Origin of the sequence: Sinomonas terrae (genome assembly GCF_022539255.1) — a bacterium.
Taxonomy (GTDB): Bacteria; Actinomycetota; Actinomycetes; order Actinomycetales; family Micrococcaceae; genus Sinomonas; species Sinomonas terrae.
In genome coordinates this window covers 1,684,002-1,707,886 of the sequence record NZ_JAKZBV010000001.1, presented here as the reverse complement: position 1 = coordinate 1,707,886, position 23,885 = coordinate 1,684,002, and the positions used below count along the sequence as shown (strand labels likewise).

Genomic DNA, 23,885 nt, shown 5'->3' with positions numbered 1-23,885 from the left:
CTCGGCGGCCTCGTCCGCTGGCGACGCTTCGCCGTCGGCGAGTCCAGCGCTCACGCGGGGATCCCGCCGTCGTTCGCTGCGGCGTCCCGCGTCCGGGGAGTCCCGCGATCGACGTCGCGCCCGTGCAGGCTCTGCTGGTGCGCCGAGGGGTCCCACCGCTGCGCAGGCGGCTCTTCCCCGCGAAGTTCCGCCAGAAGAGCCGTGATCGCGGCCATGATCTTGTCCGTCGCCGCGACGAGCGTCGACTTGTCGAGCGGGCGTCCCTCGAACTCGCTCAGGTCGACGGGTTCTCCCACGATCACTCGCACACGCTTGCGAGGCCAGACGTAGACGCGCTTGGCGTAGCGCGGGAATACTTCCTGAGCCCCCCAGTGAGCGATCGGGACGACGGGCGCCCCGGTCTTGAGCGCGAGCCGAGCGGCACCCGTATGGCCCTTCATAGGCCAGAGGTCAGGGTCGCGGGTGAGCGTGCCCTCCGGGTAGATGAGGATGGCGCCGCCCTCGTCGAGCACCTCACGCGCGACCTCGAGCGACTTTCCAGCACCGGCGCCGCTGCGATCGACAGGTATCTGCTTCGAGCCCTGCATGACCTGCTTGAGCACCGGCGGCTTGAAGAGCCCGGCCTTCGCGAGGAAGTGCGGCGGCCTGCCTTGGTTGTAGAGCATATGCCCGACGACGAGCGGATCGATCTCGGTGCAGTGGTTGGGGCACGCGATGAAGCCGCCCTCTGGGAGCCGCTCGGTGTGGAGCCAGGTCCTGCCCATGATCGCGTTCATGATCGGCCGGACCACTGCACCCGCGAACGCGAAAGCGACGCGCTCGCTCATGGTCTCTGAGACCGCCCTTCGGCTCACGCAGCACCCTCCGAGAAGTCAAAGTCCGCGCCGAGCGATTCGAGCTTCTCCGTGAAGTGCTCGTAGCCGCGCCTGATGACATCCACGCCCGTCGCCCGGGACGTGCCCTGAGCTGCCAAAGCAGCGATGAGGTGGCTGAATCCGCCCCGCAGGTCCGGCACGTTGAAGTCGGCGCCATGCAGGCTTGCGGGCCCGGAAACAACGGCGGAATGCAGGAAGTTCCGCTGCCCGAAGCGGCAAGGGACGCTCCCGAGGCACTCTCGGTGGACTTGGATCGTCGCGTCCATCCGCCGCAGCGCCTCGGTGAAGCCGAACCGATTCTCGTACACCGTCTCGTGGACGATCGAGACACCTTCGGCCTGGGTGAGCGCAACGAGGAGAGGCTGCTGCCAGTCGGTCATGAAGCCGGGATGCACATCGGTTTCCAGGACGAGCGGCGTGAGCTTCCCTCCCCGGTGGTAGAAGCGGATCCCCTCGTCCCTGATCTCGAGGCCGCCGCCGAGCTTCCTGAACGTGTTGAGGAAGGTCATCATGTCCCGCTGGAGCGCGCCTTGGACGAAGATGTCGCCCTTCGTCACGAGCGCGGCCGACGCCCAGGACGCCGCCTCGTTGCGGTCAGGAAGCGCTGTGTGGGTGAAACCGCCCAGCGACCGGACACCCTCGATCCGGATAGTCCGGTCCGACTGAATCGAGATGAGCGCACCCATCTTCTGGAGCACGGCGATGAGATCCACGATCTCAGGCTCGGTCGCCGCGCCCGTGAGCTCGGTGATCCCCTCGGCCTTCGTCGCGCTCAGCAGGACCTGCTCGGTCGCCCCGACGCTCGGGTACGGAAGGGAGATCTTGGCGCCTTTGAGACCCTTCGGCGCGGAGATGCTGATACCGCCCGGACGCTTGTCCACGACCGCCCCGAACTGCCGGAGGACGCCCAGATGGTAGTCGATCGGGCGGTCGCCGATGCGGCATCCGCCGAGATCCGGAATGAATGCCTCCCCAATGGCGTGGATGAGCGGACCGCAGAAGAGGATGGGGATTCTCGAGTCGCCCGCATGGGCGTCAATGTCGGCCACATGGGCGGTCCGAGCGTTCGAAGGGTCAAGCGTGAGGTCCCCCGTCGCGGCGTCCTGCTCGATCTCGACTCCGTGGAGCCGGAGAAGGTTCCGCACCACGTCGACGTCCTTGATGTCCGGGACATTCCGGAGCACCGACGGCTCGTCTCCGAGCAGCGACGCGACCATGGCCTTCGGCACGAGGTTCTTGGCTCCCCGGACGGTGACCCGTCCCGAAAGCGGCACGCCGCCGCGGATGGTCAGGACACTGCTCATAGATCTTGCTTCCTCACTGCTCGCCTGGCCTCACGGCTCGGCCGTGGACCCTGCTAAGCATAGAAGCTCGCCAGTCGGCCCGCGAAACACCGCCCCCGCGCGTGCCGCCCGGCCGGGGCGGCACGCCCCACCTTCAGCTGCGGGCGGGGAGGGTGGTGGGCTTGAAGGAGGGGCGCCCGGCCTCGTACGCCGAGATCTCGTCCTCGTGCTGGAGGGTCAGCCCGATGTCGTCGAGGCCTTCGAGGAGACGCCACCGGGTGTAGTCGTCGATCTCGAGCGGCGCTACCAGATTGCCGCACGTGACCGTCTTGGACTCGAGGTCCACGGTGATCTGCGTGCCCGGGTGGTTCTCGAGCTCCTTCCAGATCAGTTCGATGTCGTCCTGCGCCACAACCGCGGCGAGGAGGCCCTGCTTGCCCGAGTTGCCGCGGAAGATGTCCGCGAAACGCGAGGAGAGCACGACGCGGAAGCCGTAGTCCTTGAGCGCCCAGACCGCGTGCTCGCGGGAGGAGCCGGTGCCGAAGTCCGGCCCGGCGACGAGCACGGAGCCCTGCTTGAAGGGCTCCTGGTTGAGGATGAACGACTCGTCCTTGCGCCAGGACGAGAACAGGGCGTCCTCGAAGCCGGTTCGCGTGATGCGCTTGAGGAACACGGCCGGGATGATCTGGTCGGTGTCGACGTTGCTCTGGCGCAGCGGGACGCCGATCCCGGTGTGGGAGGTGAACTTCTCCATGGCGGGCTTCCTGTCTCGAAAAGGTCATCGGCCCCGAAGGGGCGGGGTCAGTATCGGGGGCTCAGGCGGAGACGCCGCTCGTGGCGGCGGCAGCGGGCACCGCTTCGAGGTCCGACGGCGAGGAGAGGGTCCCGCGGATCGCGGTGGCGGCGGCGACGACGGGCGAGACGAGGTGGGTGCGTCCGCCCTTGCCCTGGCGGCCCTCGAAATTGCGGTTGGACGTCGACGCGCAGCGCTCACCGGGGGCGAGCTGGTCCGGGTTCATCCCCAGGCACATCGAGCAGCCGGCGAAGCGCCATTCCGCACCGAAGTCCTTGAAGACCTGGTCCAGTCCCTCAGCCTCGGCCTCGAGGCGCACACGTGCTGAGCCGGGGACGACGAGCATGCGGACGTTCGGGTCCTTCTGCCGCCCTCGGATGATATCGGCCGCAGCCCGCAGATCCTCAAGCCGGGAGTTCGTGCAGGACCCCAAGAAGACGGTGTCGACGCGGACCTCCTTCATCGGCGTGCCGGGAACGAGGTCCATGTACGTCAGGGCGCGGCGCGCGGCGGCCTTCGCGTTCTCGTCGGCGAACGAATCCGGGTCGGGGACGGACTGGGAGAGGGAGACGCCCTGGCCCGGGTTCGTTCCCCACGTGACGAAGGGCTCGAGTTCGTCGGCGTCGAGGAAGACCTCGGCGTCGAAGACCGCGTCCTCGTCGGTGTGCAGGGTGTTCCAGTACTCGACCGCCGCGTCCCACTCCGCGCCCTGCGGGGCGTGCGGGCGGCCCTTCATGAACTCATACGTCGTCTCGTCCGGGGCGACCATGCCGGCGCGGGCGCCCGCCTCGATCGACATGTTGCAGATCGTCATGCGCGCTTCCATGGACAGCGCACGGATTGCGGAGCCGCGGTACTCGAGCACATAGCCCTGGCCGCCGCCCGTGCCGATCTTCGCGATCACGGCGAGGATGATGTCCTTCGAGCTCACGCCCGGCTTGAGCTTTCCCTCGACCGTGATCGCCATCGTCTTGAACGGCTTGAGCGGCAGCGTCTGGGTGGCCATGACGTGCTCGACCTCGGAGGTGCCGATCCCCATCGCGAGAGCACCGAACGCGCCGTGGGTGGAGGTGTGCGAATCGCCGCAGACGATGGTCAGGCCGGGCTGGGTGAGGCCGAGCTGCGGCCCGACAACGTGCACGATGCCCTGCTCCTTGTCCCCGAGGGGATGCAGACGGACCCCGAATTCCTGGCAGTTGGCCCGCAGGGTCTCGATCTGGGTCCGGCTCGTCGGGTCAGCGATCGGCTTGTCGATGTCGAGGGTCGGGGTGTTGTGGTCCTCGGTCGCGATCGTCAGGTCGGGGCGGCGGAGCTGACGGCCCGCGAGGCGGAGCCCCTCGAATGCCTGCGGAGAGGTCACCTCGTGCACGAGGTGCAGGTCGATGTAGAGAAGGTCGGGCTGGCCAGCCTCGCCTTTGCGCACGACGTGCGCGTCCCAGACCTTCTCGGCCAGAGTGCGTCCCATGGCCAGCTCCCTTCGGTTCTCTTCCGCGCCGTCAAGCGCCTCTATACCAGTGCAGCAGGACGCCGGCGATCGGGCTAGTCCGCCGACTTGCATCTCAGATGTTGAGACAGCAATATCAAGCTATGGACAATTCTAGTGGCGTCGGCGTGATCGACAAGGCCGCGATGGTGCTCGATGCCCTTGAAGCAGGACCCACAACTCTGGCCCAGCTTGTTTCCGCAACGGGCCTGGCCCGCCCTACCGTTCACCGGCTCGCGCTCGCGCTCGTCCATCACCGCCTCGTGGCCCGCGACATCCAAGGCCGCTTTGTGCTCGGTTCCCGCCTCGTCGAACTTGCCTCGGCCGCTGGCGAGGACCGCCTCATCGCCGCGGCGGGCCCGATCCTCGTCCAGCTCCGCGACGCCACCGGTGAAAGCGCGCAGATCTTCCGGCGTCAGGGCGACTGGCGTGTGTGCGTGGCCTCGGCAGAGCGCCCGGTGGGTCTTCGCGACACGATCCCCGTCGGCACCCAGCTGACGATGAAGGCCGGCTCGGCCGCCCAGATCCTCGTCGCTTGGGAGGATCACGACAGGCTCCTCGAGGGGCTCAACAACGCACGCTTCACCCCCACCGTTCTGGCGGGCGTACGACGGCGGGGCTGGGCACAGTCGCTCGGCGAACGTGAGCCCGGCGTCGCCTCGGTGTCCGCACCCGTCCGAGGACCGTCCGGTCGCGTCATCGCTGCCGTCTCCATTTCGGGGCCGATCGAGCGCTTGACTCGCCAGCCGGGCCGTCAGCATGCTGAGGTCGTCTGCAGCGCTGCCCGCCTCCTCACGGAGGCGTTGCGCAAGGGCAACGACTGAGAGACACAGCTCGAACGGACCCAGACCTCGCCAAGGAGGCCCCATGACCGCTTACGCCGTCTTCCTGAGAGGCGTCAACGTGGGCGGGATCAACCTCAAGATGGCGGAGGTCAAGGCGACGCTCGTGCAGCTCCCGGTGACGGATGTCTCGACCTTGCTCGCGAGCGGCAACGCCGTCCTCCGTTCAAGCCTCTCGGCGGACGAGCTCAAGGAAGCCATCCAGGACGCACTCCGCGCCCGGTTCGGCTATGACGCTTGGGTGATTGTCATCCCGGCTGATGACCTCGACGCCATGGTGAGCACGTGCCCCTTCCCTCCCGACGACGCATCAACCCACACCTACGTGACGCTCGCGACGGACTCTACTGTGCTGGATGAGCTGTGGGACCTGGCCGAAAGAGCCGGCACCGAGCATGTGCGCCTCTCCCCTACAGCCACCGCTTGGCTCGCCCCGGTCGGCGGAACGCTCGACAGCACGATGTCGAAGGCCACCGCGAAGTCCAAATTCAAAGCCACCACGACAACCCGAAACCTCCGCACCATGCTCAAGGTCCAGGCCGCAGCGCAGAGGCTCGGCCAGTAGCCTGCGCGGCTTGCCGACCCTCCCGGGACGAAGGCTGGGAAAACCGGGAAAACTGGGAACACTGGGAAGACCGGGGAAGGAAACAGAACGCCCCCGATCCATCAGGATCGGGGGCGTTCTCTGCAGTGACCCCAGCGGGATTCGAACCCGCGTTACCGCCGTGAGAGGGCGGCGTACTAGGCCGCTATACGATGGGGCCGAGCACTGCACCCTTGAACAAAAGCCGTTACAGCCGCCGCACAAAGGCTTGAAGAAAGGTCCGGCGGGAAATCCCTCGGACCTTCGTGACCCCAGCGGGATTCGAACCCGCGTTACCGCCGTGAGAGGGCGGCGTACTAGGCCGCTATACGATGGGGCCGTGTACTTTACCTGACCGTCAGACCCGCCGCTCACTCGCGGGGCATCAGGAGCTGGGATACCAGGACTCGAACCTAGAATGACGGTACCAGAAACCGTAGTGTTGCCAATTACACCATATCCCAAGGTGTCTTCCGGGCTGCGAGCGTCTCGAACCGTCTGATCCGATGCGCTCTGTGCCCCTCAGCACGAGTAATTACTTTACAAGATCGGCACCCCGGTGCCAAATCGCCTCGCTGCGATCGCCGCCCCTCAGCCCGAGGAGGGCAGGCACCTCCTCAAGGCTCCCTACCTGCACGCGCACGTGCGCCGCCAGGTCCTCTGGGAGCTCCTTGCCCGAACGGTTCAGCCAAATGCCCCGCAACCCCGCGCCCTCGGCGCCGACGACGTCGTGATGAGGGTTGTCGCCCACGTAGACGGTGCCCCGAGCGCTCGTACCGAGGAGGCGCAGGCCCTCGTGGAAGATTGCCGGGTGCGGCTTCGCCGCGCCGACGGCGTCGATCCCCACGAGGACCTCGACCCTCTGGAGCCCGGCGTGGTCGAGCTTCGCGCGCTGGTAGTCGTGCACGTTGTTGCTCACCGCGCCATAGGGCACGCCCGCTGCGTCGAGCGCGTCGAGGAGGGGTGCGACGTCGTCGAACGGGCGCACGTAGGCCGGCTGCGCCGCCTCATAGGCGCTGAGCCAGGACGCAGCGGCCTCCGTGTCGGGGAACTCCGTCCCGGCGTTGGCGAGGCACCGCTCAGCGCGCAGGACCCGCTGCTCGGCAAAGGTGATCTCGCCGGCGACGTACTGCTCGTAGATGTCCTCCGAACCCCGGGTGAAAGTCTGGCAGAACTGAGTCCAGCCCGCCTCGTCGAGCTCGACGTAGGCTGCAGTTACCTCGCGCAACGCACGATGCATCGCACCCTCGAGATCGACAAGCGTCTCGTCAATGTCGAGGAGGACGCCCTCGACCCGTTGGTCGCCGCCCAGGTTCAATGAGCCCTGCACCAACGAGCCCGGCGCCGAAGAGCCCTGTGCGCCGTCAGCCACGGAAGGCCCTGAGCCTCGCGAGCGAGGAATCCTTCCCGAGGATCACCATCGACTCGAACAGCGGCGGGGAGACCCTCCGGCCCGAAACTGCGACGCGAACCGGTCCGAACGCGAGGCGCGGCTTGATGCCGAGTCCATCCACGAGGGCCGTGCGCAGGGCGTCTTGGATCGCCTCGGCCGTCCACTGCGTGAGGGGCTCGAGGGCCGCAATCGCTGCGTCGAGGACTTCGGCGAGATTCCCCGGGAGTCCCTTCCGCGCGTCGTCCTCGACAGTGATCGAGGCGTCCTCCGCGAACAGGAAGCCGAGCATCCCGGGCGCCTCGCCGAGCAGGGTGATCCGCTCCTGGATGAGCGGGGCACCCTCGGTGAGAATCTGCTCCTCACGCTCCGAGAGCGTCTCGCCGACGATGCCCGCAGAGCGGAGGTACGGCACGAGCCGGTCACGGAAGTCTGCGGCCTCCAGGAGCCGAACGTGGGTGCCGTTGATCGCCTCGGCCTTCTTCTGATCGAAGCGCGCCGGATTCGGGAGCACGTCAACGATGTCGAAGTTGTCGACGAGCTGCTCGACGGTGAAGATGTCCTCGTCCGCGGAGAGCGACCAGCCGAGCAGCGCGAGGTAGTTCAGCAGGCCCTCTGGGATGAAGCCCCGGTCTCGGTGGTGGAAGAGGTTCGACTGCGGATCGCGCTTCGAGAGCTTCTTGTTTCCCTCGCCCATGACATACGGCAGATGGCCGAAGAGCGGCATGTAGGACGCGACGCCGACGGCGTGCAGCGCGTGGTAAAGCGCGACCTGGCGTGGGGTCGAGGAGAGGAGATCCTCCCCGCGGAGCACGTGGGTGATCCCCATGAGCGCGTCGTCGACCGGGTTGACGAGCGTGTACAGGGGCGAGCCGTCGGCGCGCACGACGACGAAGTCCGGAACGCTTCCAGCCTTGAAGCGGATCTCGCCGCGGATGAGATCGTCGAAGGCGACATCCTCGTCCGGCATCCGGAACCGCAGGACCGGCTCGCGACCCTCGTTCCGGAAAGCGGCGATCTGCTCGGCGGTCAGGTCCCTGTCCGAGTTGTCGTAACCGAGCTTGGGGTCACGCCCCGCTGCGCGGTGCCGCGCCTCGATCTCGTCCGGAGTCGAGTAGGACTCGTAGAGGAACCCTGCGTCCTTGAGCTTCGCAGCGACGTCCTTGTACAGGTCCAGCCGGCGGGACTGCCGGTACGGCTCGTGAGGTCCGCCGACGTCGATTCCCTCGTCCCACGTGAGTCCGAGCCACCGCAGCGCCTCGACGATCTGCTGGTAGCTCTCCTCCGAGTCCCGCTGCGCGTCCGTGTCCTCGATGCGGAACACGAAAGTGCCCCCCGTGTGGCGGGCATAGGCCCAGTTGAAAAGGGCTGTGCGCACCATGCCGACGTGCGGTGTGCCCGTAGGTGAGGGGCAGAACCGAACGCGGACGGGAGTATCGGGGGTGACGGAAGGGATGGCGTCAGCGTTGAGCACGGCGGTATCGGCGGAGGAAGTCATAGTGACCCCATTCTAGGCCGCGGCCACGCAGCCTCGCCCGCGCGCCGTCGTCCGCTCCGCCCCTACCTGCGCACGACAGGATTGGAGAGGGTCCCGATCCCCTCGATTTCGACCTCGATGCGGTCGCCCTCCGTCACGAGGCCGACTCCGGCGGGCGTACCGGTCATGATGACATCACCAGGAAGCAGCGTGAAGGCTTGCGATACGGCGGAGATGAGCTCGCGCACGCCGAAGACCATGTCCGCCGTCGTGCCGTCCTGGACGACCTTGCCGTTGAGCCGCGTCACGAGGGAAAGGTCCTCGGGGTCGAGTTCCGTCTCGATCCAAGGTCCGAGCGGTGAGGACGTGTCGAAGGACTTTGCGCGCGCCCACTGGACGTCGGAGCGCTGCTTGTCCCGGGCCGTGAAGTCATTCCCCACGGTGTAGCCGAAGATCACTTCATCGGCCTTTTCGGCGGGCACGTCCTTGCAGATGCGGCCGATCACCACGCACAGCTCGCCCTCGTAGGAGACCTCCTCGGTCCACTCCGGAAGGATCACGGGGTCTCCGGGGCCTACGACCGCGGTGTTGGCGACAAGGAACATGGCGGGCTCGGTGGGCAGTTCGTTCCCGAGCTCCTTGGCGTGGTCCGCGTAGTTGCGCCCGATGCCCACGACCTTGCTGCGCGGGATGATCGGCGCCACGAGGCGGACGTCCTCGAGGCGATGGACCTGGCCCGTCGGCGTGAGGCCCTGGAAGAACGGATCGCCTTTGATGACCGCCACCTGTTCACTGCCGGGCTCGCCTTGGACGACGCCGTACAGAGGGGTCGAATCCGAGGCACCATCAATGACGAAACGGGCAATACGCATGGCCCCTACCCTATCGTGGGGCGCCGAGAGTTAGAGGAGTTCGTGGTCTACCGCGAAGAGGGTGACGGCGGCCCGGGAGGAGACTCCCGTCTTCTCATAGATGTGGCGTACGTGATGGTCAGCGGTGCTCGTCGAGATTGTCAGAGCAAGGGCAACCTCCTTCTTGGTCGCACCTCGGCAGAGGAGCCGCAGCACCTCCACTTCCCGCTCGGAAAGGCCTGCGGCATGGGCTCGCGGGCTATGCCCCCTGATGCCAGCGGCGGCCAAGACGGCGTCCACAGCATCGGGGTCCAGCTTCGTAGGAGCGAGCCGGGCAAGACCGTCTGCCGCCTGCTGGAGGGTGGCCACAGGGAGGCCACGAGCGCCGACGAGGTTCTCCTGGAACGCGTCGGCTGCCGCGAGGACGCGCGCTTCCCAGGGGATCTCGGAGGCCAGCGCACCTCGGTAGTAGCCCGATCCGTCGAGGCGTTCGTGATGCAGGCCCGCGAGCCTCGCGAGCGGTTCGAGCGCGGGTACACGCACCAGGATGCGTTCGCTGTAGTAGGGATGCAGCCTGAGGCGTTCCTCGACGAGCGGGCCGAGCCGCCGGTCATGGCTGCTGGGCCACCGGTCAGGGCTGCTGGGCACGCACACCCGCCCGAGATCCTGGGCAAGGCCAGCCAGCCGCAACCGCTCTGCGCACTCCGGGACGGCCGAGGCGGCGAGCGCGGCAACCGCGCGCGAGAATCCTGCCCTCTGGGGTTCCTTGAGATCGGCGAAGTCGGCGAAGACCGAGAGGACCTCCTCCACTCGCGCGAGCGGAATCTCGACGACCGGCGCCGGTTCACGCTGGAGAGCCGTCTCCCACGCCGTGTCCGTGCGCGCGGCCTCCAGCAGGCGCTCGAGCTGGGCGAGCGCCACGGCGGCGAGCCCCGGGTCATACGACCTGCCGGCCCGCTCAAGCAGGGTTGCCTTCACAGCTTCAGCTCCGGCCACCCGCGCGATCACTTCGACGTCACGTGCGATGGCGACCACGCGAGCGGCGAGTGGGATCGACTCACCCCTCAGGCCGTTGGGGAAGCCGCGTCCGTCCCACTGTTCGAAGGCCGCGCCCATCGCAAAGCGGACGCCGAGCGGCAGGTCGAGCCGAGAGGCGAGCATCTCGGCAGCCTCGCAATGTGCTCGCACCCCCGCTCTCAACCGGGCGGGGCCTCTGGCGAGAAAGGCCGCCCGAAGCGAAGCCTTCTGCGCTGCGGAGAGGCCCGCGCCAAGCGCCGGCATCACTGCCCGGAGGAAGGTGCCGGGAGGAGCACCCAGGACGGGAGCAATGGCGGAGCGCAGGGCAATGTCATTGCCGGCTAGCTGGGCCGACTCGAAGGCGTCCGCCGTGCATCCGAGGAAGCGGAGGAGGGCTGTGTAATAGGTCTCGGCCGCGACCTCGTCTGTACCGGCTGCGTCCGCCAGTTCGAGGGCGACGAGGCACGTTCTCAGGCCCTGTTCGAGAGGCTGTCCCATGCCGAGGTCGGTCGCGAGGGACAGCGCCGCGACGAATTCGGCGAGGCGCAGCGGGCGCGTCATGCATCGATGATGGACCGAGCAGGTGTCGCGGAATAGTGCCGATCCTGAATTGCCTGAGATAGCGCGTTCGCGCGATGCGCCATCACTCCGGCGGCCTCATTCTGAACATATGGAGACGACTCAGCACAGCCGACACCGCGTCATGCTCCTCCCCGGCAGCGTCCTTCCGGCGGCACCCGCCTACGAGGCTCTGCTCGGGTCCCTTGGCGACAACATTGAGGCAGTTGCGAAGGACCTCGAGGTGTACTCGTGGCCAACGCCTCCCCCCGACTACAGCCTCGACACCGAGATCGCCGGGATCCTACGCACCGCCGACGAGCATGGGTGGGAAACGTTCAACCTGGTGGGCTATTCCGGAGGGGGTGCATCGGCGCTGGCGTTCGCAGCGAAGCACCCCGCGCGCCTGGAAAGCCTTGCCTTGCTCGAGCCCGCGTGGGCGGGCAACTGGGGGTGGAGCGACCGGCACCGGGCGCTGTGGGAGAAGTACCGAGCCCTCGACGTCTTGCCGCCCGCCGAGTTCATGGCCGAATTCGTCAAACTCGGAGTCCGGCCCGGCGTCACCGCAGGCCTCCCCGTCGCCAAAGGCTCGGAACCACCATGGATGGCACTGAGGCCAGCCGGTATCCGGGCGTTCATCCGAACCTTCCAAACCTACGATCTCGACCGAGAAGCACTAGCCCGCTTCACCCAGCCGGTCTACTTCGCGCTGGGCGGCCTCTCGAACCCGGACGACTACGGCGAGATCGCCGAGAGGCTCTCGACGGTATTCCCGGACTTCCGGCTTGAGGTCTTCGCCGAACGCCACCACTTCGACCCACCGCACCGTGTGGAACCCGAGCGACTCGCCGCTTCGCTCCGCCGGCTCTGGGCAGATGCAGACAGGGCTGCCGCGGCCACGGCGTGACGTGCCACGGCGCGACCCGCCAAGGCGTGACCTGAAGGGCGGTGCGGACGACGACGGCGCGTCCCCAGCGTATGCCGGGAACGCGCCGTCGTGCGTTCTCAAGGCGCGGCCTGGCTCAAGGTGTAGCCTGCGCCGAACGTGCAGCCTGCGCTACGCATGCAGCCTGTGCTCAGGCGAGCCGGGTGAGCCAGCCGTGGAGGTCCTCGACCGTCCCGGTCTGGATGCCGAGGAGCTGCTCTCGGATGCTCATCGCTACTGACTCCGGGCCAGCGTCGGGCGAGACGAGGGAACCGTCAGCGGTCTTGAGCTCGCCGATCGGCGTGATGACGGCGGCGGTGCCGCACGCGAACACCTCTGCGAGCGTTCCGTCCGCGACAGACGCGCGCCACTCGTCGATCGTGATCTTCCGCTCCTCGACGGTGAGACCGCGGTCCGCCGCGAGTTGGAGGACCGAGTCGCGCGTCACGCCGTGCAGGATGTTGCCGTTGAGCGCAGGAGTGACCAGTCGACCGTCCGTGAACACGAAGAAGATGTTCATCCCACCGAGCTCTTCAACGGCGTTGTCGTTGAAGGGGTCGAGGAAGAGCACCTGCTTGCAGCCGTTGGCCTCGGCCTCGAGCTGTGCCGCGAGCGACGCCGCGTAGTTTCCACCGCACTTCGCCTCGCCGGTGCCGCCATGCCCCGCGCGGGCAAAGTGCTCCGACAGCCAGATCGAGACGGGCTTGAGCGCGCCGCCGAAATAGTTTCCGGCTGGCGAGGCGATAACACGGTACGAGACTTCGCGTGCCGGCCGAACCCCGAGGAAGGCCTCGGTCGCGATCATGAACGGGCGCAGGTAGAGGGCCTCACCCTCGCCGCTGGGCACCCATTCCTTGTCCACGGAGACAAGCTGGCGCAGGGACTCGACGAACAGCTCCGGTGGAAGCTCGGGCAGCGCCAGGCGCTTGGCAGAGCGATTGAACCGGTGGGCGTTGGCCTCGGCGCGAAACGTCCAGACGCTCCCGTCGGCATGGCGGTAGGCCTTGAGCCCCTCGAAGATCTCCTGACCGTAATGCAGGACGGCGGCGGCCGGATCCATGGCGATCGGCCCATACGGCTCGATCCGCGCCTGGTGCCACCCGCCCCGGCCCTCGGCGTCGATGCTCCAGTCGATCACTGCGGTGTGATCGGTGAAGTAGTTGCCGAAACCCGGATCCTCGAGGATCGCGGCACGCCTTTCAGCGGTCGTCGGGTTCTCGGTGAGCCGCTGCGCGAAGTCGACGCCGACGGCGTTCTGAGTCATGGTTCCTCCACATCATCCTGCGCCTTGGTCCCCGCTTGGCGCGTCCATCCCCCGGCGCGTGCCCGGCGAGATCAGGGCCTCGGGGCTGTCAGTGTCTACAGCTTACGCCTCAGACTTGGGCGGCAATCGCGTCGCCGATCTCCGTCGTCGAGCGCTGCTCCCCCGCTGTCCGGGACTCGACATCGGCCCGCACGGCGCCCTCGATCCGCGCCGCGGCCTCGCCCTGGCCCACATGATCGAGCAGGAGCGCGGCCGAGAGGATCGCGGCCGTCGGATCCGCCTTCTTCTGCCCTGCGATGTCAGGGGCGGAGCCGTGGACGGGCTCGAACATCGAGGGCGCCGTGCCATCGAGGTTGATGTTCCCGGATGCCGCCAGACCGATGCCGCCCGTGACCGCTCCCGCGAGGTCGGTGAGGATGTCGCCGAAGAGGTTGTCCGTGACGATGACGTCGAAGCGCGCCGGATCGGTCACGAGGAAGATCGTGGCTGCATCGACGTGCAGGTAGTCGTGCTGGACCTCGGGGAACTCTGCTGCCACGGCCTCCACGGTCCGCTTCCACAGGTGGCCCGCGTGAACGAGGACGTTGTGCTTGTGCACGAGGGTGACCTTCTTGCGGGCGCGCAAGGACGCGCGGCGGAACGCGTCCCGAACCACCCGCTCGACGCCGTAGGCAGTGTTGACCGACACCTCCGTCGCGATCTCATGGGGCGTGCCGGTGCGCATCGAGCCGCCGTTGCCCACATAGGGCCCCTCAGTGCCCTCACGCACCACGACGAAGTCGATCTTGCCAGGAGCGGCCAGCGGGCTTCCGACCCCCGTGTAGAGGCGCGACGGGCGGAGGTTGACGCAGTGGTCGAGCGTGAAGCGCAGCTTCAGGAGCAGCTCACGCTCGATGAGCCCAGAGGGGATCCTCGTGTCGCCCGGGGCGGCACCGATGGCACCGAAGAGGATCGCGTCGCGACCACGGATGTCGTCGAGGACGTCGGCCGGAAGGGTCTCCCCCGTGGAGAGCCAGTGCTGGGCGCCAAGGCTGTAATGCGTCTCCTTGACCTCGACGTCCGTCCCTTCGAGGGCCCGGTGGAGGACCTTGAGGGCCTCCGCGGTTACCTCGGGACCGATGCCGTCGCCGGGGATCACTGCTAGGTCGAGAGTCTGCGTCATGATCCCACGGTAGGAAGGGCATCCACATCTTGAACAACTCGTCTCAGATAACAAGACGCTGTCCTCACCGAGGAGGCTCAGAAGGCGGCCCGGGGCTAGCGATCGAGTAGAGGGCCCTACTGCTGCGCCGGCTCCTCGTACTTCGGGAAGATGGGGGCCGGCGCGGGCAGTCGCGTACCGGGTGCGATCCGAGTGGAGAGCGCTGCGAACTGCCGCGAATCCCCCTCGCCCTGGCCGAGAACGTCGAGCAGTTGCCCCGCCGACGCCGGCATGACCGGCTGGACGAGGATCGAGACAATGCGCAGGACCTCGAGCGTCACGTAGAGGACCGTGGCCATGCGCGCCGGATCCGTCTTGCGCAGCACCCAGGGGGCCTGCTCGGCAAAGTACGCGTTGGTGTCCCCGAGCACTCCCCAGATCGCTTCGAGGGCGCGGCTGAACTCCTGCTTCTCGAACGCTGCGCGCGCAGCATCAAGCAGGCTCCCCGCGGCGTCGAGCAGAGCGCGGTCGGCCTCCGTGAGTTCCCCCGGCTCCGGTACGACGCCGTCGAGGTTCTTCGCGACCATCGAGAGCGAGCGCTGCGCGAGGTTGCCGAGGTTGTTCGCGAGGTCGGCGTTCATGCGGCCGACGATCGCATCGTGGTTGTAGCTCCCGTCCGCGCCGAACGGCACTTCACGGAGCAGGAAGTAGCGCACCTGATCGAGCCCGTATTGGCTGATGAAATCCCGCGGCGCCACGACGTTGCCGAGCGACTTGGACATCTTGACGCCGTTGTTCTGCAGGAAGCCGTGGATCATCACACGCTTGGGCACCTCGATGCCGGCGCTCATGAGGAATGCCGGCCAGTAGACGGCGTGGAAGCGCGAGATGTCCTTGCCGATCACATGCACGTTCGCGGGCCAGTACCTCCGGAACGACTCGGAGTCGACGTCCGGGAAGCCGACGCCGGTGAGGTAGTTGGTGAGGGCGTCGACCCACACGTACATGACGTGGCCGGGCGCGTCGGGGACGGGGATGCCCCAGTCGAAGGTGGTCCGCGAGATCGAGAGGTCCTCGAGGCCGCGCTTCACGAACGAGATCACCTCGTTGAAGCGGTACTGCGGCGCGCCGAACTCGGGCTCGGCCTCGTAGAGCGCGAGCAGCTTCTCCTGGTACGCGGAGAGGCGGAAGAAGTAGCTCTCCTCGGCCGTCCATGTGACCTCGGTGTCTGTCTCCTTCGTGTACCGCACGCCGTCGCGGACGACGGTCTCGTCCTCGGTGTAGTACGCCTCGTCGCGCACCGAATACCAGCCCTCGTACTTGTCGAGGTAGATGTCCCCGTTCTCCTCCATCCGCTTCCAGATCGCCTGCGCTGACGCGTAGTGCTCCTGATCTGTGGTGCGGATGAAGCGGTCGTAGCTCACACCCAGGGCAGCGTGGGTCTCCTTGTAGAGCTCCGCGTTGCGGTCGACGAACTCCTTGGGTGTGATGCCTGCCTTCTGTGCAGACTGGGCGATCTTCAGGCCGTGCTCATCCGTGCCCGTCATGAAGAAGACGTCGTATCCGTCCAGCCGCTTGAAGCGCGCCATCGCATCGGCGGCGATGTACTCGTACGCGTGGCCGATGTGCGGCTCGCCGTTCGGATACGTGATGGCGGTGGTGATGTAGTAAGGGGTCTTCCCGGATGCGGACGTCACCCCTAAAAATTACCGGATCGGCGGGGCAGGCAGCGAATGCTGCGGGGCGGCGTCGTCCTGACGGAGACGGACGACGACGACTCCCGCACACAGCGCGGCGGCTCGCGGACCCAGCGCGGCGGCTCGCGGACCCAGCGCGGCGACTCCCGCACACAGCGCGGCGGGCCCCACCGTGGTGGGACCCGCCGTCGTGCTTGTCACTCGAGCAGTGCGGGAGGTCAGTCCTCGAGGTCGATCTCGCGCACCGCGGTCGCGCCGATCTCGCTCTTGACGGTCTCGAGCACGTTGGCCGGGATCTTCGAGTCGACGGTGAGGAGGGCCATCGCCTGGCCAGCCTGCTCGGCCCGCGCCACCTGCATGCCGGCGATGTTCACGCCGTTCATGCCGAGGATGTGGCCGATCGTGCCGATGACGCCGGGGCGGTCGGTGTAGCTCATGACCACGAGGTGCTCCGAGATGGGGATCTCGAGGTCGTAGCCGTTGATGCCCACGAGCTTCTGGATCTGCTTGGGGCCCGTGAGTGTCCCCGCGACGGAGACTTGGGTGCCGTCCGAGAGGAGGCCGCGGATCGTGAGGACGTTGCGGTAGTCCTCGGCCTCCGACGTCGTGAGGAGGCGAACCGCGACGCCCCGCTGCTCGGCGAGCACCGGCGCGTTGACGTACGAGACCTTCTCGGAGACGACATCCGTGAAGACGCCCTTGAGCGCAGCGAGCTCGAGGGACTTCACATCGAGCGATGCGATCTCCCCCGCGACCTCGACATCGATCTGCGTGACGGGCTCCTGGCTGAGCGCGGTGAAGATGCGGCCGAGCTTCTCGATGAGCGGGATGCCCGGGCGGACGTCCGGGGCGATGACGCCGCCGGCGACGTTGACGGCGTCGGGGACGAGCTCACCGGCGAGGGCAAGGCGCACCGACTTGGCGACCGAGATGCCCGCCTTCTCCTGGGCCTCGTCCGTCGAGGCGCCGAGGTGCGGAGTGACCACGACGTTCGGGTACTCGAAGAACGGGAGGTTGGTGCTCGGCTCCTTCTCGAAGACGTCGATCCCGGCTCCCGCGATCTGCCCTGCCTCGAGGGCCTTCGTCAGGGCATCCTCGTCAACGAGTCCGCCGCGGGCCACGTTGACGACGTACGCGGTCGACTTCATCTTCTCGAACGCGTCCGCGCCGAGCATGCCGACAGTTTCCGGCGTCTTCGGCATGTGGATCGTGATGAAGTCGCTCTGCGCGAGCAGCTCGTCGAGGGTCACGAGCTTGACGCCGAGCTGCGCGGCGCGCGCTGACGTGACATAGGGATCGAACGCGAGGACATTCATCTCGAAGGCCTGCATGCGAGCAGCGACGAGGGCGCCGATCCGACCGAGGCCGATGACGCCGAGCGTCTTGTCCAGGAGCTCCGTGCCGGCGTACTTGGACCGCTTCCACTCGCCGCCCTTGAGGGAGGAGTTGGCCGCCGGGATGTTGCGGGCGAGGCTCAGGATGTGCCCGCACGTGAGCTCGGCGGCGGAGACGATGTTCGAGGTCGGCGCGTTGACGACCATCACGCCTGCCTGCGTTGCCGACTTGATATCGACGTTGTCGAGGCCGACACCTGCGCGGGCGATGACCTTGAGCTTCTTGCCGGCGGCGATCGCCTCGGCGTCGAGCTTGGTGGCGGAACGGACCAGGATCGCGTCGACGTCCGCGATCGCCGGCAGGAGCTGGGAGCGATCGGCGCCGTCGGCGTGGCGGATCTCGAAGTCGGGGCCGAGGGCCTCAATGGTGGCGGGGGACAGTTCCTCGGCGAGGAGGACGACGGGCTTCTCGTTGGACACGGGCGGGGCCTCTCCGGTCGGTCAGGCGGGATGCTTCACGTTGGGTGGGTGGAGCGCGGTCTGGAGCTTATGAGGGACAGGTGTGAGCGGGAGCACTCTCCATGGCGTGACAGCCGAAGCGGCGGGCGCGATCCGCACCCGCCGCTTGGATGATGACTAGCGGGCCACGGAGCCCTCGGTGTAGTCGTCGTTCTGCTTGATCCACGAGAACAGCTTGCGCAGCTCGCGGCCCGTCGCTTCGATCGGGTGATCCTCGCCCTTCTTGCGCAGCTCGAGGAACTCCTTCCCGCCGTTCGCCTGATCGTCCATGAAGCGCTTCGCGAAGGTGCCGTCCTGGATGTCCTTGAGGACTTCCTTCATGTTCTCCTTCACGTGCGGGTCGATGACGCGCGGGCCGGAGACGTAGTCGCCGAACTCGGCGGTGTCCGAGACGCTCCAGCGCTGCTTGGCGATGCCGCCTTCGACCATGAGGTCGACGATGAGCTTGAGCTCGTGAAGCACCTCGAAGTACGCGATCTCCGGCTTGTAGCCGGCCTCGGTCAGCGTCTCGAAGCCGTACTGGATGAGCTGGGAAGCACCACCGCAGAGGACGGCCTGCTCGCCGAAGAGATCGGTCTCGGTCTCCTCGGTGAACGTGGTCTCGATGACGCCGGCACGCGTGCCGCCGATCGCCTTCGCGTAGGAGAGGGCGAGCTCCTTGGCCTTGCCCGACGGGTTCTGCTCGACGGCGATGAGGTCCGGGACCCCTCGGCCGGCCTCGAACTCGCGGCGGACGATGTGGCCGGGGCCCTTCGGGGCGACGAGCGCGACGTCGACGTCGGCCGGCGGCTGGATGAAGCCGTAGCGGATGTTGAAACCGTGGCCGAAGAAGAGGGCGTCGCCGGCCTTGAGGTGCTCGGCGATCGACTCGGCGTAGACCTTGGCCTGGACCTGGTCCGGGGTGAGGATCATGATGAGGTCGGCTTCCTCGGCAGCGTCGGCGACCGGGAGGACGCGGAGGCCCTCGGCCTCAGCCTTGGCCTTCGACCTCGAACCCTCGGCGAGGCCGACTCGGACGTCGACTCCGGAGTCGCGCAGGCTCAGGGCGTGCGCGTGCCCCTGGCTGCCGTAGCCGATGACGGCGACTTTGCGGCCCTGGATGATCGACAGGTCGGCGTCGTCGTCGTAGTAGAGGTGAGTCACTTGATATCTCCTTGGCTCTTCACTGGGAAACTTTTTTTCTTAACTTGCGCGCAGGGCTCGGTCGCTCATGGACCGCGAACCGCGGCCGATCGCGAGCGTCCCGGACTGGACGATCTCGCGGACGCCGAACGGCTCCAGGACGGTCAGCAGAGCCTCGAGCTTCTCGGTCGTGCCGGTCGCCTCCACGACGACCGCGTCGGTCGACACGTCCACGATCGACGCCCGGAACAGCTCGACCGCCTGGGTAACCTGGACCCGCGTCATCGAGTCCGCGCGGACCTTGATGAGCAGGTGGTCGCGGCGGACCGAGTTCTCGGGGAGCAGCTCCACGATCTTGATGACGTTCACGAGCTTGTTGAGCTGCTTGGTCACCTGCTCGAGGAGGTCACCCTCTGCATCGACGACCACTGTGATGCGCGAGATCCCGTCGACCTCCGTCGGGCCGACAGCGAGGGAATGGATGTTGAACGCACGGCGGGCGAAGAGGCCGGCGACGCGCGTCAGCACGCCCGGCTTGTCCTCAACCAGCACGGACAGGGTGTGGCGGGCCATGCCTCAGTCCTCCTCTTCCCACACCGGGGTGGAATTGCGGGCCACCTGAATCAGATCGTTGCTCACACCAGAGGGGACCATCGGCCACACCATGGCGTTCGGGCTCACGACGAAGTCGATGACCACGGGGCGGTCGTTGATCTCGAGGGCCTGCTTGATGACCTCGTCGATCTCGTCCTCGCGCTCGACTCGGAACGACTCGCAACCATAGGCTTCCCCGAGCTTGACGAAGTCAGGAATGCGGACGGTCTCGGCGCCCGTGTGGAGGTCGGTGTTCGAGTAGCGGCCGTCATAGAACAGCGTCTGCCATTGGCGCACCATGCCGAGGGACGAGTTGTTGATGACTGCGACCTTGATCGGGATGTTGTTGAGCGTGCAGGTCGCCAGCTCCTGATTCGTCATCTGGAAGCAGCCGTCGCCGTCGATCGCCCACACCGTGCGCTCCGGATTGCCGACCTTGGCGCCCATCGCCGCGGGAACCGAGTAGCCCATCGTGCCGAGCCCTGCGGAGTTCAGCCACGCGCGGGGACGCTCGTACTTGACGAACTGGGCGGCCCACATCTGGTGCTGCCCGACGCCAGCGACGTACACGCCCTCGGGCCCCGTGAGCTCGCCGATGCGCTGGATGATCTTCTGCGGCGAAAGCAGACCGTCCTCGGGCTCTGTCCAGCCGAGGGGGTAGTCCTCCTTGAGCTTGTTGAGGAACGCCCACCAAGGAGCGAGGTCGGTGCCGCCGTCCTTCTCCTGGATCGCGCGGACGGCCTCCGTGAGCTCGGGGATGATCTCCTTGACTGAGCCCACGATCGGGACATCAGCCGTGCGGTTCTTGGAGATCTCGGCCGGATCGATATCCGCGTGGATGACCTTGGCATTCGGGGCGAATGAGCTCAGCACCCCGGTCACGCGGTCATCGAACCGGGCACCGAGCGTGATGAGGAGGTCTGCCTGCTGGAGCGCGGTGACGGCCGAGACCGAACCGTGCATGCCGGGCATGCCGACGTGCTGGGAGTGCGAGTCCGGGAAAGCACCGCGCGCGGTGAGCGTCGTCACCACTGGGGCCCCGGTCGTCTCGGCCAGCTGCACGAGCTCGGTCGCGGCATTGGCCTTGACGACGCCGCCGCCCACGTAGAGGACCGGCTTGGCAGAGGCTGCGATGAGGCGGGCCGCCTCGCGCACCTGCTTGCTGTGGCCCCGAGTCACGGGACGGTAGCCCGGTAGATCGACCTTGGGCGGCCAGCTGAAAACCATCTTGGACTGCTGGGCGTCCTTCGTCACGTCCACGAGGACGGGGCCGGGGCGGCCTGTCGACGCGAGGTGGAAGGCCTCCGCGAGGGTGTGCGGAATGTCTTCTGCCCGGGTGACGAGGAACGAATGCTTGGTGATCGGCATGGTGATGCCGACGATGTCGGCTTCCTGGAACGCGTCGGAGCCGATGACGCCGCTCGCGACCTGACCGGTGATTGCGACGAGGGGAACGGAGTCCATGTGCGCGTCGGCGATCGCGGTCACCAGATTGGTGGCGCCCGGACCCGACGTAGCAATGCAGACGCCGACACGTCCCGTGACCATCGCATACCCTTGGGCAGCGTGGCCGGCGCCCTGCTCGTGGCGCACCAGGACGTGGTTGATCTTCGAAGCCATCAGAGGGTCGTAGGTCGGCAGGATCGCGCCGCCCGGAAGACCAAAGACATCGTCCACGCCAAGTTCCTCGAGCGAGCGGACGATTGCTTCAGATCCAGTCATCTCTGTAGGCTCAACGACGCGGTTGGGCCCCAGGACGGCAGAGGCAGAGTCGACAGAGTCGACAGAATCCGCGGCCTTGGCCGCAGACGGCTTCGAAGCCATCAGCGATGGGCTGATCGGCGTTCCTTTGCTCATCAGTCTCTTCCTTAGGATCTTCGTGGCGAAGGAGCTGTGCTCAGCTCAAATAAAAACAACCCCTGGAGCCTTCCGGCTCTCCGAGGGGTTGCGCGTGACAGAACGTTGCCAGTCGGGCTTCAGTAAGCCACGCGCTTGGCAAGGACGACGACATTGAGCACCATGTCGGTCGAAACGGTCTGCATGCCCACAGTCTTCACAATTCCTTGTGAGAGTGTCAATCTGCGACTTCGGCATCTCACTATTCGGACTGGCATCCAGCAAGTGAGACCGTGGCGCGGCCAGGCCCTCGGACCCGGCCGCACCACTGCGCCGCTCTCGGCGGCATGTTTTGTGCGGCCCTCGAAGGAAGGCCTCAGTTGAGGACTGCGCCCTCGCTGGCCGAGTGGACGAGCTTGGCGTACTTGGCCAGAACGCCCTTCGTGAACTGGGCAGGGAGCGGTTCCCAGCCCTCGCGGCGCGCCTCGAGCTCGCTCCCGTCGACGAGCAGTTCGAGCGTGCGGTTCGGGATGTCCACGCGGATCCGGTCTCCATTGCGCACAAAGGCGATCGGGCCGCCGTCGACCGCTTCCGGCGCGACGTGCCCAATGCACAGCCCCGTGGTGCCGCCCGAGAAGCGACCGTCGGTGAGGAGGAGCACGTCCTTCCCGAGACCGGCGCCCTTGATGGCGCCCGTGATCGCGAGCATCTCGCGCATGCCGGGGCCGCCCTTGGGCCCTTCGTAGCGGATGACGATGACGTCCCCCGCCTTGATCTCGCCGTTGTCGAGGGCGTCGAGCGCACCCTGCTCGCGCTCGAAGACGCGTGCGGACCCTTCGAACACCTGGGCGTCGAAGCCTGCGGTCTTCACGACTGCGCCTTCGGGAGCGAGCGAGCCGTGCAGCACGGACAGGCCACCGGTCTTGTGGATCGGGTTGTCCATCGCGCGGACGATCTTCCCATCGAGGTCCGGCGGTGCGATCTCCTCGAGGTTCTCGGCGACAGTCTTGCCGGTCACCGTGAGCGCGTCGCCGTGCAGGAGGCCCGCGTCCAGGAGGGCGCGCATGACGACGGGCACGCCGCCGACGCGGTCCAGGTCGTACATGACGTAGCGGCCGAACGGCTTGAGGTCGCCGAGGTGCGGGACCTTGTCGCCGATGCGGTTGAAGTCCTCGAGCTCGAGCTCGACCTCGGCCTCGCGGGCGATGGCGAGGAGGTGCAGGACGGAGTTCGTCGACCCGCCGAACGCCATGACCACGGCGATCGCGTTCTCGAACGCCTCGCGGGTCATGATGTCGCGCGAGGTGATCCCCTGCCGCAGGAGGTTGACGACGGCCTCGCCGGAGCGGTGAGCGAACATGTCGCGACGGCGGTCGGCCGAGGGCGGAGCCGCGGAACCGGGAAGCGACATGCCGAGAGCCTCGGCGGCGCTGGCCATCGTGTTCGCCGTGTACATGCCGCCGCACGCGCCCTCGCCCGGGCAGATGGCCCGCTCGATGCGGTCGAGGTCCCCCTTCGACATGCGGCCGGCCGCGCAGGCGCCCACTGCCTCGAAGGCGTCGATGAGGGTGACGTCCTTCTCCGTGCCGTCTTCGAGCTTGACCCAGCCGGGCATGATCGATCCCGCGTAGAGGAAGACGCTCGAGACATCGAGGCGGGCGGCGGCCATGAGCATTCCCGGGAGGGACTTGTCGCAGCCCGCGAGGAGGACCTGGCCGTCGATGCGCTCGGCCTGCATGACGGTTTCGACCGAGTCAGCGATGATCTCGCGCGACACCAGGGAGAAGTGCATGCCCTGATGGCCCATAGAGATGCCGTCGGAGACAGAAATGGTCCCGAACTGCATGGGGAAGCCGCCCGCCGCGTGGACGCCCTCCTTTGCTGCCTTCGCGAGGCGGTCGAGGGAGAGGTTGCAGGGGGTGATCTCGTTCCACGAGCTCGCAATACCGACCTGGGGTTTGGCAAAGTCCTCGTCGCCGAAGCCGACGGCGCGAAGCATGCCGCGGGCCGGGGCCGCGTGGATGCCGTCGGTCACGACGCGGCTGCGCGGCTTGATGTCGACGCCCTCGCGGGGCGCTGGAGAGGATTGGCTCTGCTCGGTCATGGGGAGAGTCTATGACCGCCGGGAGGCTCCTCCGGACCGCGGCAGCGCAGCTTCCGCGAAATTCCGCCAATGTTTCGTCCATAATGCGGACCCACGCCCGGATACTGGACACGTGCCTTCGAGGCTCACGGACCTGACGTAGGGGCGGGCAAAAACCGGCCTGCGTCCCCTCATCCCCGAACGTACCTGTCCGTAGA

20 protein-coding genes and 3 tRNA genes are annotated in these 23,885 nt (G+C 67.2%); 3 read left to right on the top strand and 20 right to left on the bottom strand.

Annotated elements, in window-relative coordinates; all coding sequences use genetic code 11:
* Positions 1-50: 50 nt before the first annotated feature.
* From L0M17_RS07940 to leuC, 4 genes are all read right to left on the bottom strand, one after another.
* Positions 51-827, bottom strand: a complete 777-nt coding sequence (locus L0M17_RS07940) for a lysophospholipid acyltransferase family protein (RefSeq protein ID WP_241053388.1) — start codon at positions 825-827, stop codon at positions 51-53.
* A 23-nt stretch (positions 828-850) separates the two neighbouring features.
* The gene (gene murA / locus L0M17_RS07935; RefSeq protein ID WP_241053387.1) at positions 851-2,179 is read right to left on the bottom strand and encodes a UDP-N-acetylglucosamine 1-carboxyvinyltransferase; all 1,329 of its coding nucleotides are present in this window, start codon (positions 2,177-2,179) and stop codon (positions 851-853) included.
* 133 nt (positions 2,180-2,312) lie between these two features.
* On the bottom strand, positions 2,313-2,912 hold the full coding sequence (gene leuD / locus L0M17_RS07930; protein ID WP_241053386.1) for a 3-isopropylmalate dehydratase small subunit: 600 nt from the start codon (positions 2,910-2,912) through the stop codon (positions 2,313-2,315).
* A 61-nt stretch (positions 2,913-2,973) separates the two neighbouring features.
* Positions 2,974-4,416 (bottom strand): 3-isopropylmalate dehydratase large subunit, encoded by a 1,443-nt coding sequence (gene leuC, locus L0M17_RS07925; protein ID WP_241053385.1) that lies wholly within the window; start codon positions 4,414-4,416, stop codon positions 2,974-2,976.
* 122 nt (positions 4,417-4,538) lie between these two features.
* On the opposite strand from leuC, the gene L0M17_RS07920 reads away from it, so the two are divergent.
* Positions 4,539-5,258, top strand: coding sequence for an IclR family transcriptional regulator (locus L0M17_RS07920; protein WP_043127887.1), 720 nt, complete (start codon positions 4,539-4,541; stop codon positions 5,256-5,258).
* A gap of 43 nt (positions 5,259-5,301) precedes the next feature.
* On the top strand, positions 5,302-5,841 hold the full coding sequence (locus L0M17_RS07915; protein WP_241053383.1) for a DUF1697 domain-containing protein: 540 nt from the start codon (positions 5,302-5,304) through the stop codon (positions 5,839-5,841).
* Between the two features lie 126 nt (positions 5,842-5,967).
* Here L0M17_RS07915 and L0M17_RS07910 read toward each other — a convergent pair.
* The 7 genes from L0M17_RS07910 to L0M17_RS22530 all read right to left on the bottom strand — a co-directional run bounded on the left by L0M17_RS07910 (position 5,968) and on the right by L0M17_RS22530 (position 11,155).
* Positions 5,968-6,040 (bottom strand) — tRNA-Glu (locus L0M17_RS07910).
* A gap of 86 nt (positions 6,041-6,126) precedes the next feature.
* Positions 6,127-6,199 (bottom strand) — tRNA-Glu (locus tag L0M17_RS07905).
* A gap of 52 nt (positions 6,200-6,251) precedes the next feature.
* Positions 6,252-6,323 (bottom strand) — tRNA-Gln (locus tag L0M17_RS07900).
* Positions 6,324-6,394: 71 nt separating this feature from the next.
* The gene (locus L0M17_RS07895) at positions 6,395-7,231 is read right to left on the bottom strand and encodes an HAD family hydrolase (protein WP_241053381.1); all 837 of its coding nucleotides are present in this window, start codon (positions 7,229-7,231) and stop codon (positions 6,395-6,397) included.
* Positions 7,224-8,747 carry a glutamate--tRNA ligase gene (gltX, locus tag L0M17_RS07890; protein ID WP_241053379.1) on the bottom strand — a complete coding sequence of 508 codons (1,524 nt, stop codon included), beginning with the start codon at positions 8,745-8,747 and terminating at the stop codon, positions 7,224-7,226. Before gltX ends, L0M17_RS07895 begins: the two co-directional genes overlap by 8 nt.
* Positions 8,748-8,809: 62 nt before the next feature.
* Complete coding sequence (locus L0M17_RS07885) at positions 8,810-9,598, bottom strand: fumarylacetoacetate hydrolase family protein (protein ID WP_241053376.1); 789 nt, start codon at positions 9,596-9,598, stop codon at positions 8,810-8,812.
* A 30-nt stretch (positions 9,599-9,628) separates the two neighbouring features.
* Positions 9,629-11,155, bottom strand: coding sequence for an HD domain-containing phosphohydrolase (locus tag L0M17_RS22530; RefSeq protein WP_290427280.1), 1,527 nt, complete (start codon positions 11,153-11,155; stop codon positions 9,629-9,631).
* A gap of 109 nt (positions 11,156-11,264) precedes the next feature.
* Here L0M17_RS22530 and L0M17_RS07870 point away from each other — a divergent pair, with 109 nt between their 5' ends.
* A complete protein-coding gene (locus tag L0M17_RS07870) occupies positions 11,265-12,059 on the top strand; it encodes an alpha/beta fold hydrolase (protein WP_241053374.1) in 795 nt (264 codons plus the stop codon).
* Between the two features lie 169 nt (positions 12,060-12,228).
* Here the strand turns inward: L0M17_RS07870 and L0M17_RS07865 are convergent, their stop codons facing one another.
* From L0M17_RS07865 to ilvD, 9 genes are all read right to left on the bottom strand, one after another.
* Positions 12,229-13,341, bottom strand: a complete 1,113-nt coding sequence (locus tag L0M17_RS07865) for a branched-chain amino acid aminotransferase (RefSeq protein ID WP_241053373.1) — start codon at positions 13,339-13,341, stop codon at positions 12,229-12,231.
* A gap of 109 nt (positions 13,342-13,450) precedes the next feature.
* A complete protein-coding gene (locus L0M17_RS07860; RefSeq protein WP_255731788.1) occupies positions 13,451-14,503 on the bottom strand; it encodes a 3-isopropylmalate dehydrogenase in 1,053 nt (350 codons plus the stop codon).
* A 116-nt stretch (positions 14,504-14,619) separates the two neighbouring features.
* On the bottom strand, positions 14,620-16,179 hold the full coding sequence (metG, locus tag L0M17_RS07855) for a methionine--tRNA ligase (RefSeq protein WP_241053372.1): 1,560 nt from the start codon (positions 16,177-16,179) through the stop codon (positions 14,620-14,622).
* 9 nt (positions 16,180-16,188) lie between these two features.
* A complete protein-coding gene (locus L0M17_RS07850) occupies positions 16,189-16,380 on the bottom strand; it encodes a hypothetical protein (protein ID WP_241053371.1) in 192 nt (63 codons plus the stop codon).
* A gap of 17 nt (positions 16,381-16,397) precedes the next feature.
* Positions 16,398-17,993, bottom strand: coding sequence for a phosphoglycerate dehydrogenase (gene serA, locus L0M17_RS07845; RefSeq protein WP_241053370.1), 1,596 nt, complete (start codon positions 17,991-17,993; stop codon positions 16,398-16,400).
* A gap of 156 nt (positions 17,994-18,149) precedes the next feature.
* Complete coding sequence (ilvC, locus tag L0M17_RS07840) at positions 18,150-19,175, bottom strand: ketol-acid reductoisomerase (RefSeq protein WP_241053369.1); 1,026 nt, start codon at positions 19,173-19,175, stop codon at positions 18,150-18,152.
* Between the two features lie 39 nt (positions 19,176-19,214).
* Entirely contained in the window at positions 19,215-19,727 is a 513-nt protein-coding gene (gene ilvN, locus L0M17_RS07835) for an acetolactate synthase small subunit (protein ID WP_241053367.1), read from the bottom strand.
* Between the two features lie 3 nt (positions 19,728-19,730).
* Positions 19,731-21,605 carry an acetolactate synthase large subunit gene (locus L0M17_RS07830; RefSeq protein ID WP_241053365.1) on the bottom strand — a complete coding sequence of 625 codons (1,875 nt, stop codon included), beginning with the start codon at positions 21,603-21,605 and terminating at the stop codon, positions 19,731-19,733.
* A gap of 355 nt (positions 21,606-21,960) precedes the next feature.
* Positions 21,961-23,688, bottom strand: a complete 1,728-nt coding sequence (ilvD, locus tag L0M17_RS07825) for a dihydroxy-acid dehydratase (protein ID WP_241053364.1) — start codon at positions 23,686-23,688, stop codon at positions 21,961-21,963.
* Positions 23,689-23,885 lie beyond the last annotated feature (197 nt).

Excerpts from the sequence above, each read along its gene's own strand:
- leuD (WP_241053386.1), bottom strand. The coding sequence starts at position 2,912 with ATGGAGAAGTTCACCTCCCACACCGGGATCGGCGTCCCGCTGCGCCAG.
- L0M17_RS07860 (WP_255731788.1), bottom strand. The coding sequence starts at position 14,503 with ATGACGCAGACTCTCGACCTAGCAGTGATCCCCGGCGACGGCATCGGT.
- L0M17_RS22530 (WP_290427280.1), bottom strand. The coding sequence starts at position 11,155 with ATGACGCGCCCGCTGCGCCTCGCCGAATTCGTCGCGGCGCTGTCCCTC.
- L0M17_RS07915 (WP_241053383.1), top strand. The coding sequence starts at position 5,302 with ATGACCGCTTACGCCGTCTTCCTGAGAGGCGTCAACGTGGGCGGGATC.
- L0M17_RS07830 (WP_241053365.1), bottom strand. The coding sequence starts at position 21,605 with ATGAGCAAAGGAACGCCGATCAGCCCATCGCTGATGGCTTCGAAGCCG.
- L0M17_RS07870 (WP_241053374.1), top strand. The coding sequence starts at position 11,265 with ATGGAGACGACTCAGCACAGCCGACACCGCGTCATGCTCCTCCCCGGC.
- gltX (WP_241053379.1), bottom strand. The coding sequence starts at position 8,747 with ATGACTTCCTCCGCCGATACCGCCGTGCTCAACGCTGACGCCATCCCT.
- murA (WP_241053387.1), bottom strand. The coding sequence starts at position 2,179 with ATGAGCAGTGTCCTGACCATCCGCGGCGGCGTGCCGCTTTCGGGACGG.
- L0M17_RS07865 (WP_241053373.1), bottom strand. The coding sequence starts at position 13,341 with ATGACTCAGAACGCCGTCGGCGTCGACTTCGCGCAGCGGCTCACCGAG.
- ilvN (WP_241053367.1), bottom strand. The coding sequence starts at position 19,727 with ATGGCCCGCCACACCCTGTCCGTGCTGGTTGAGGACAAGCCGGGCGTG.
- ilvD (WP_241053364.1), bottom strand. The coding sequence starts at position 23,688 with ATGACCGAGCAGAGCCAATCCTCTCCAGCGCCCCGCGAGGGCGTCGAC.
- L0M17_RS07920 (WP_043127887.1), top strand. The coding sequence starts at position 4,539 with ATGGACAATTCTAGTGGCGTCGGCGTGATCGACAAGGCCGCGATGGTG.
- leuC (WP_241053385.1), bottom strand. The coding sequence starts at position 4,416 with ATGGGACGCACTCTGGCCGAGAAGGTCTGGGACGCGCACGTCGTGCGC.
- L0M17_RS07940 (WP_241053388.1), bottom strand. The coding sequence starts at position 827 with ATGAGCGAGCGCGTCGCTTTCGCGTTCGCGGGTGCAGTGGTCCGGCCG.
- L0M17_RS07885 (WP_241053376.1), bottom strand. The coding sequence starts at position 9,598 with ATGCGTATTGCCCGTTTCGTCATTGATGGTGCCTCGGATTCGACCCCT.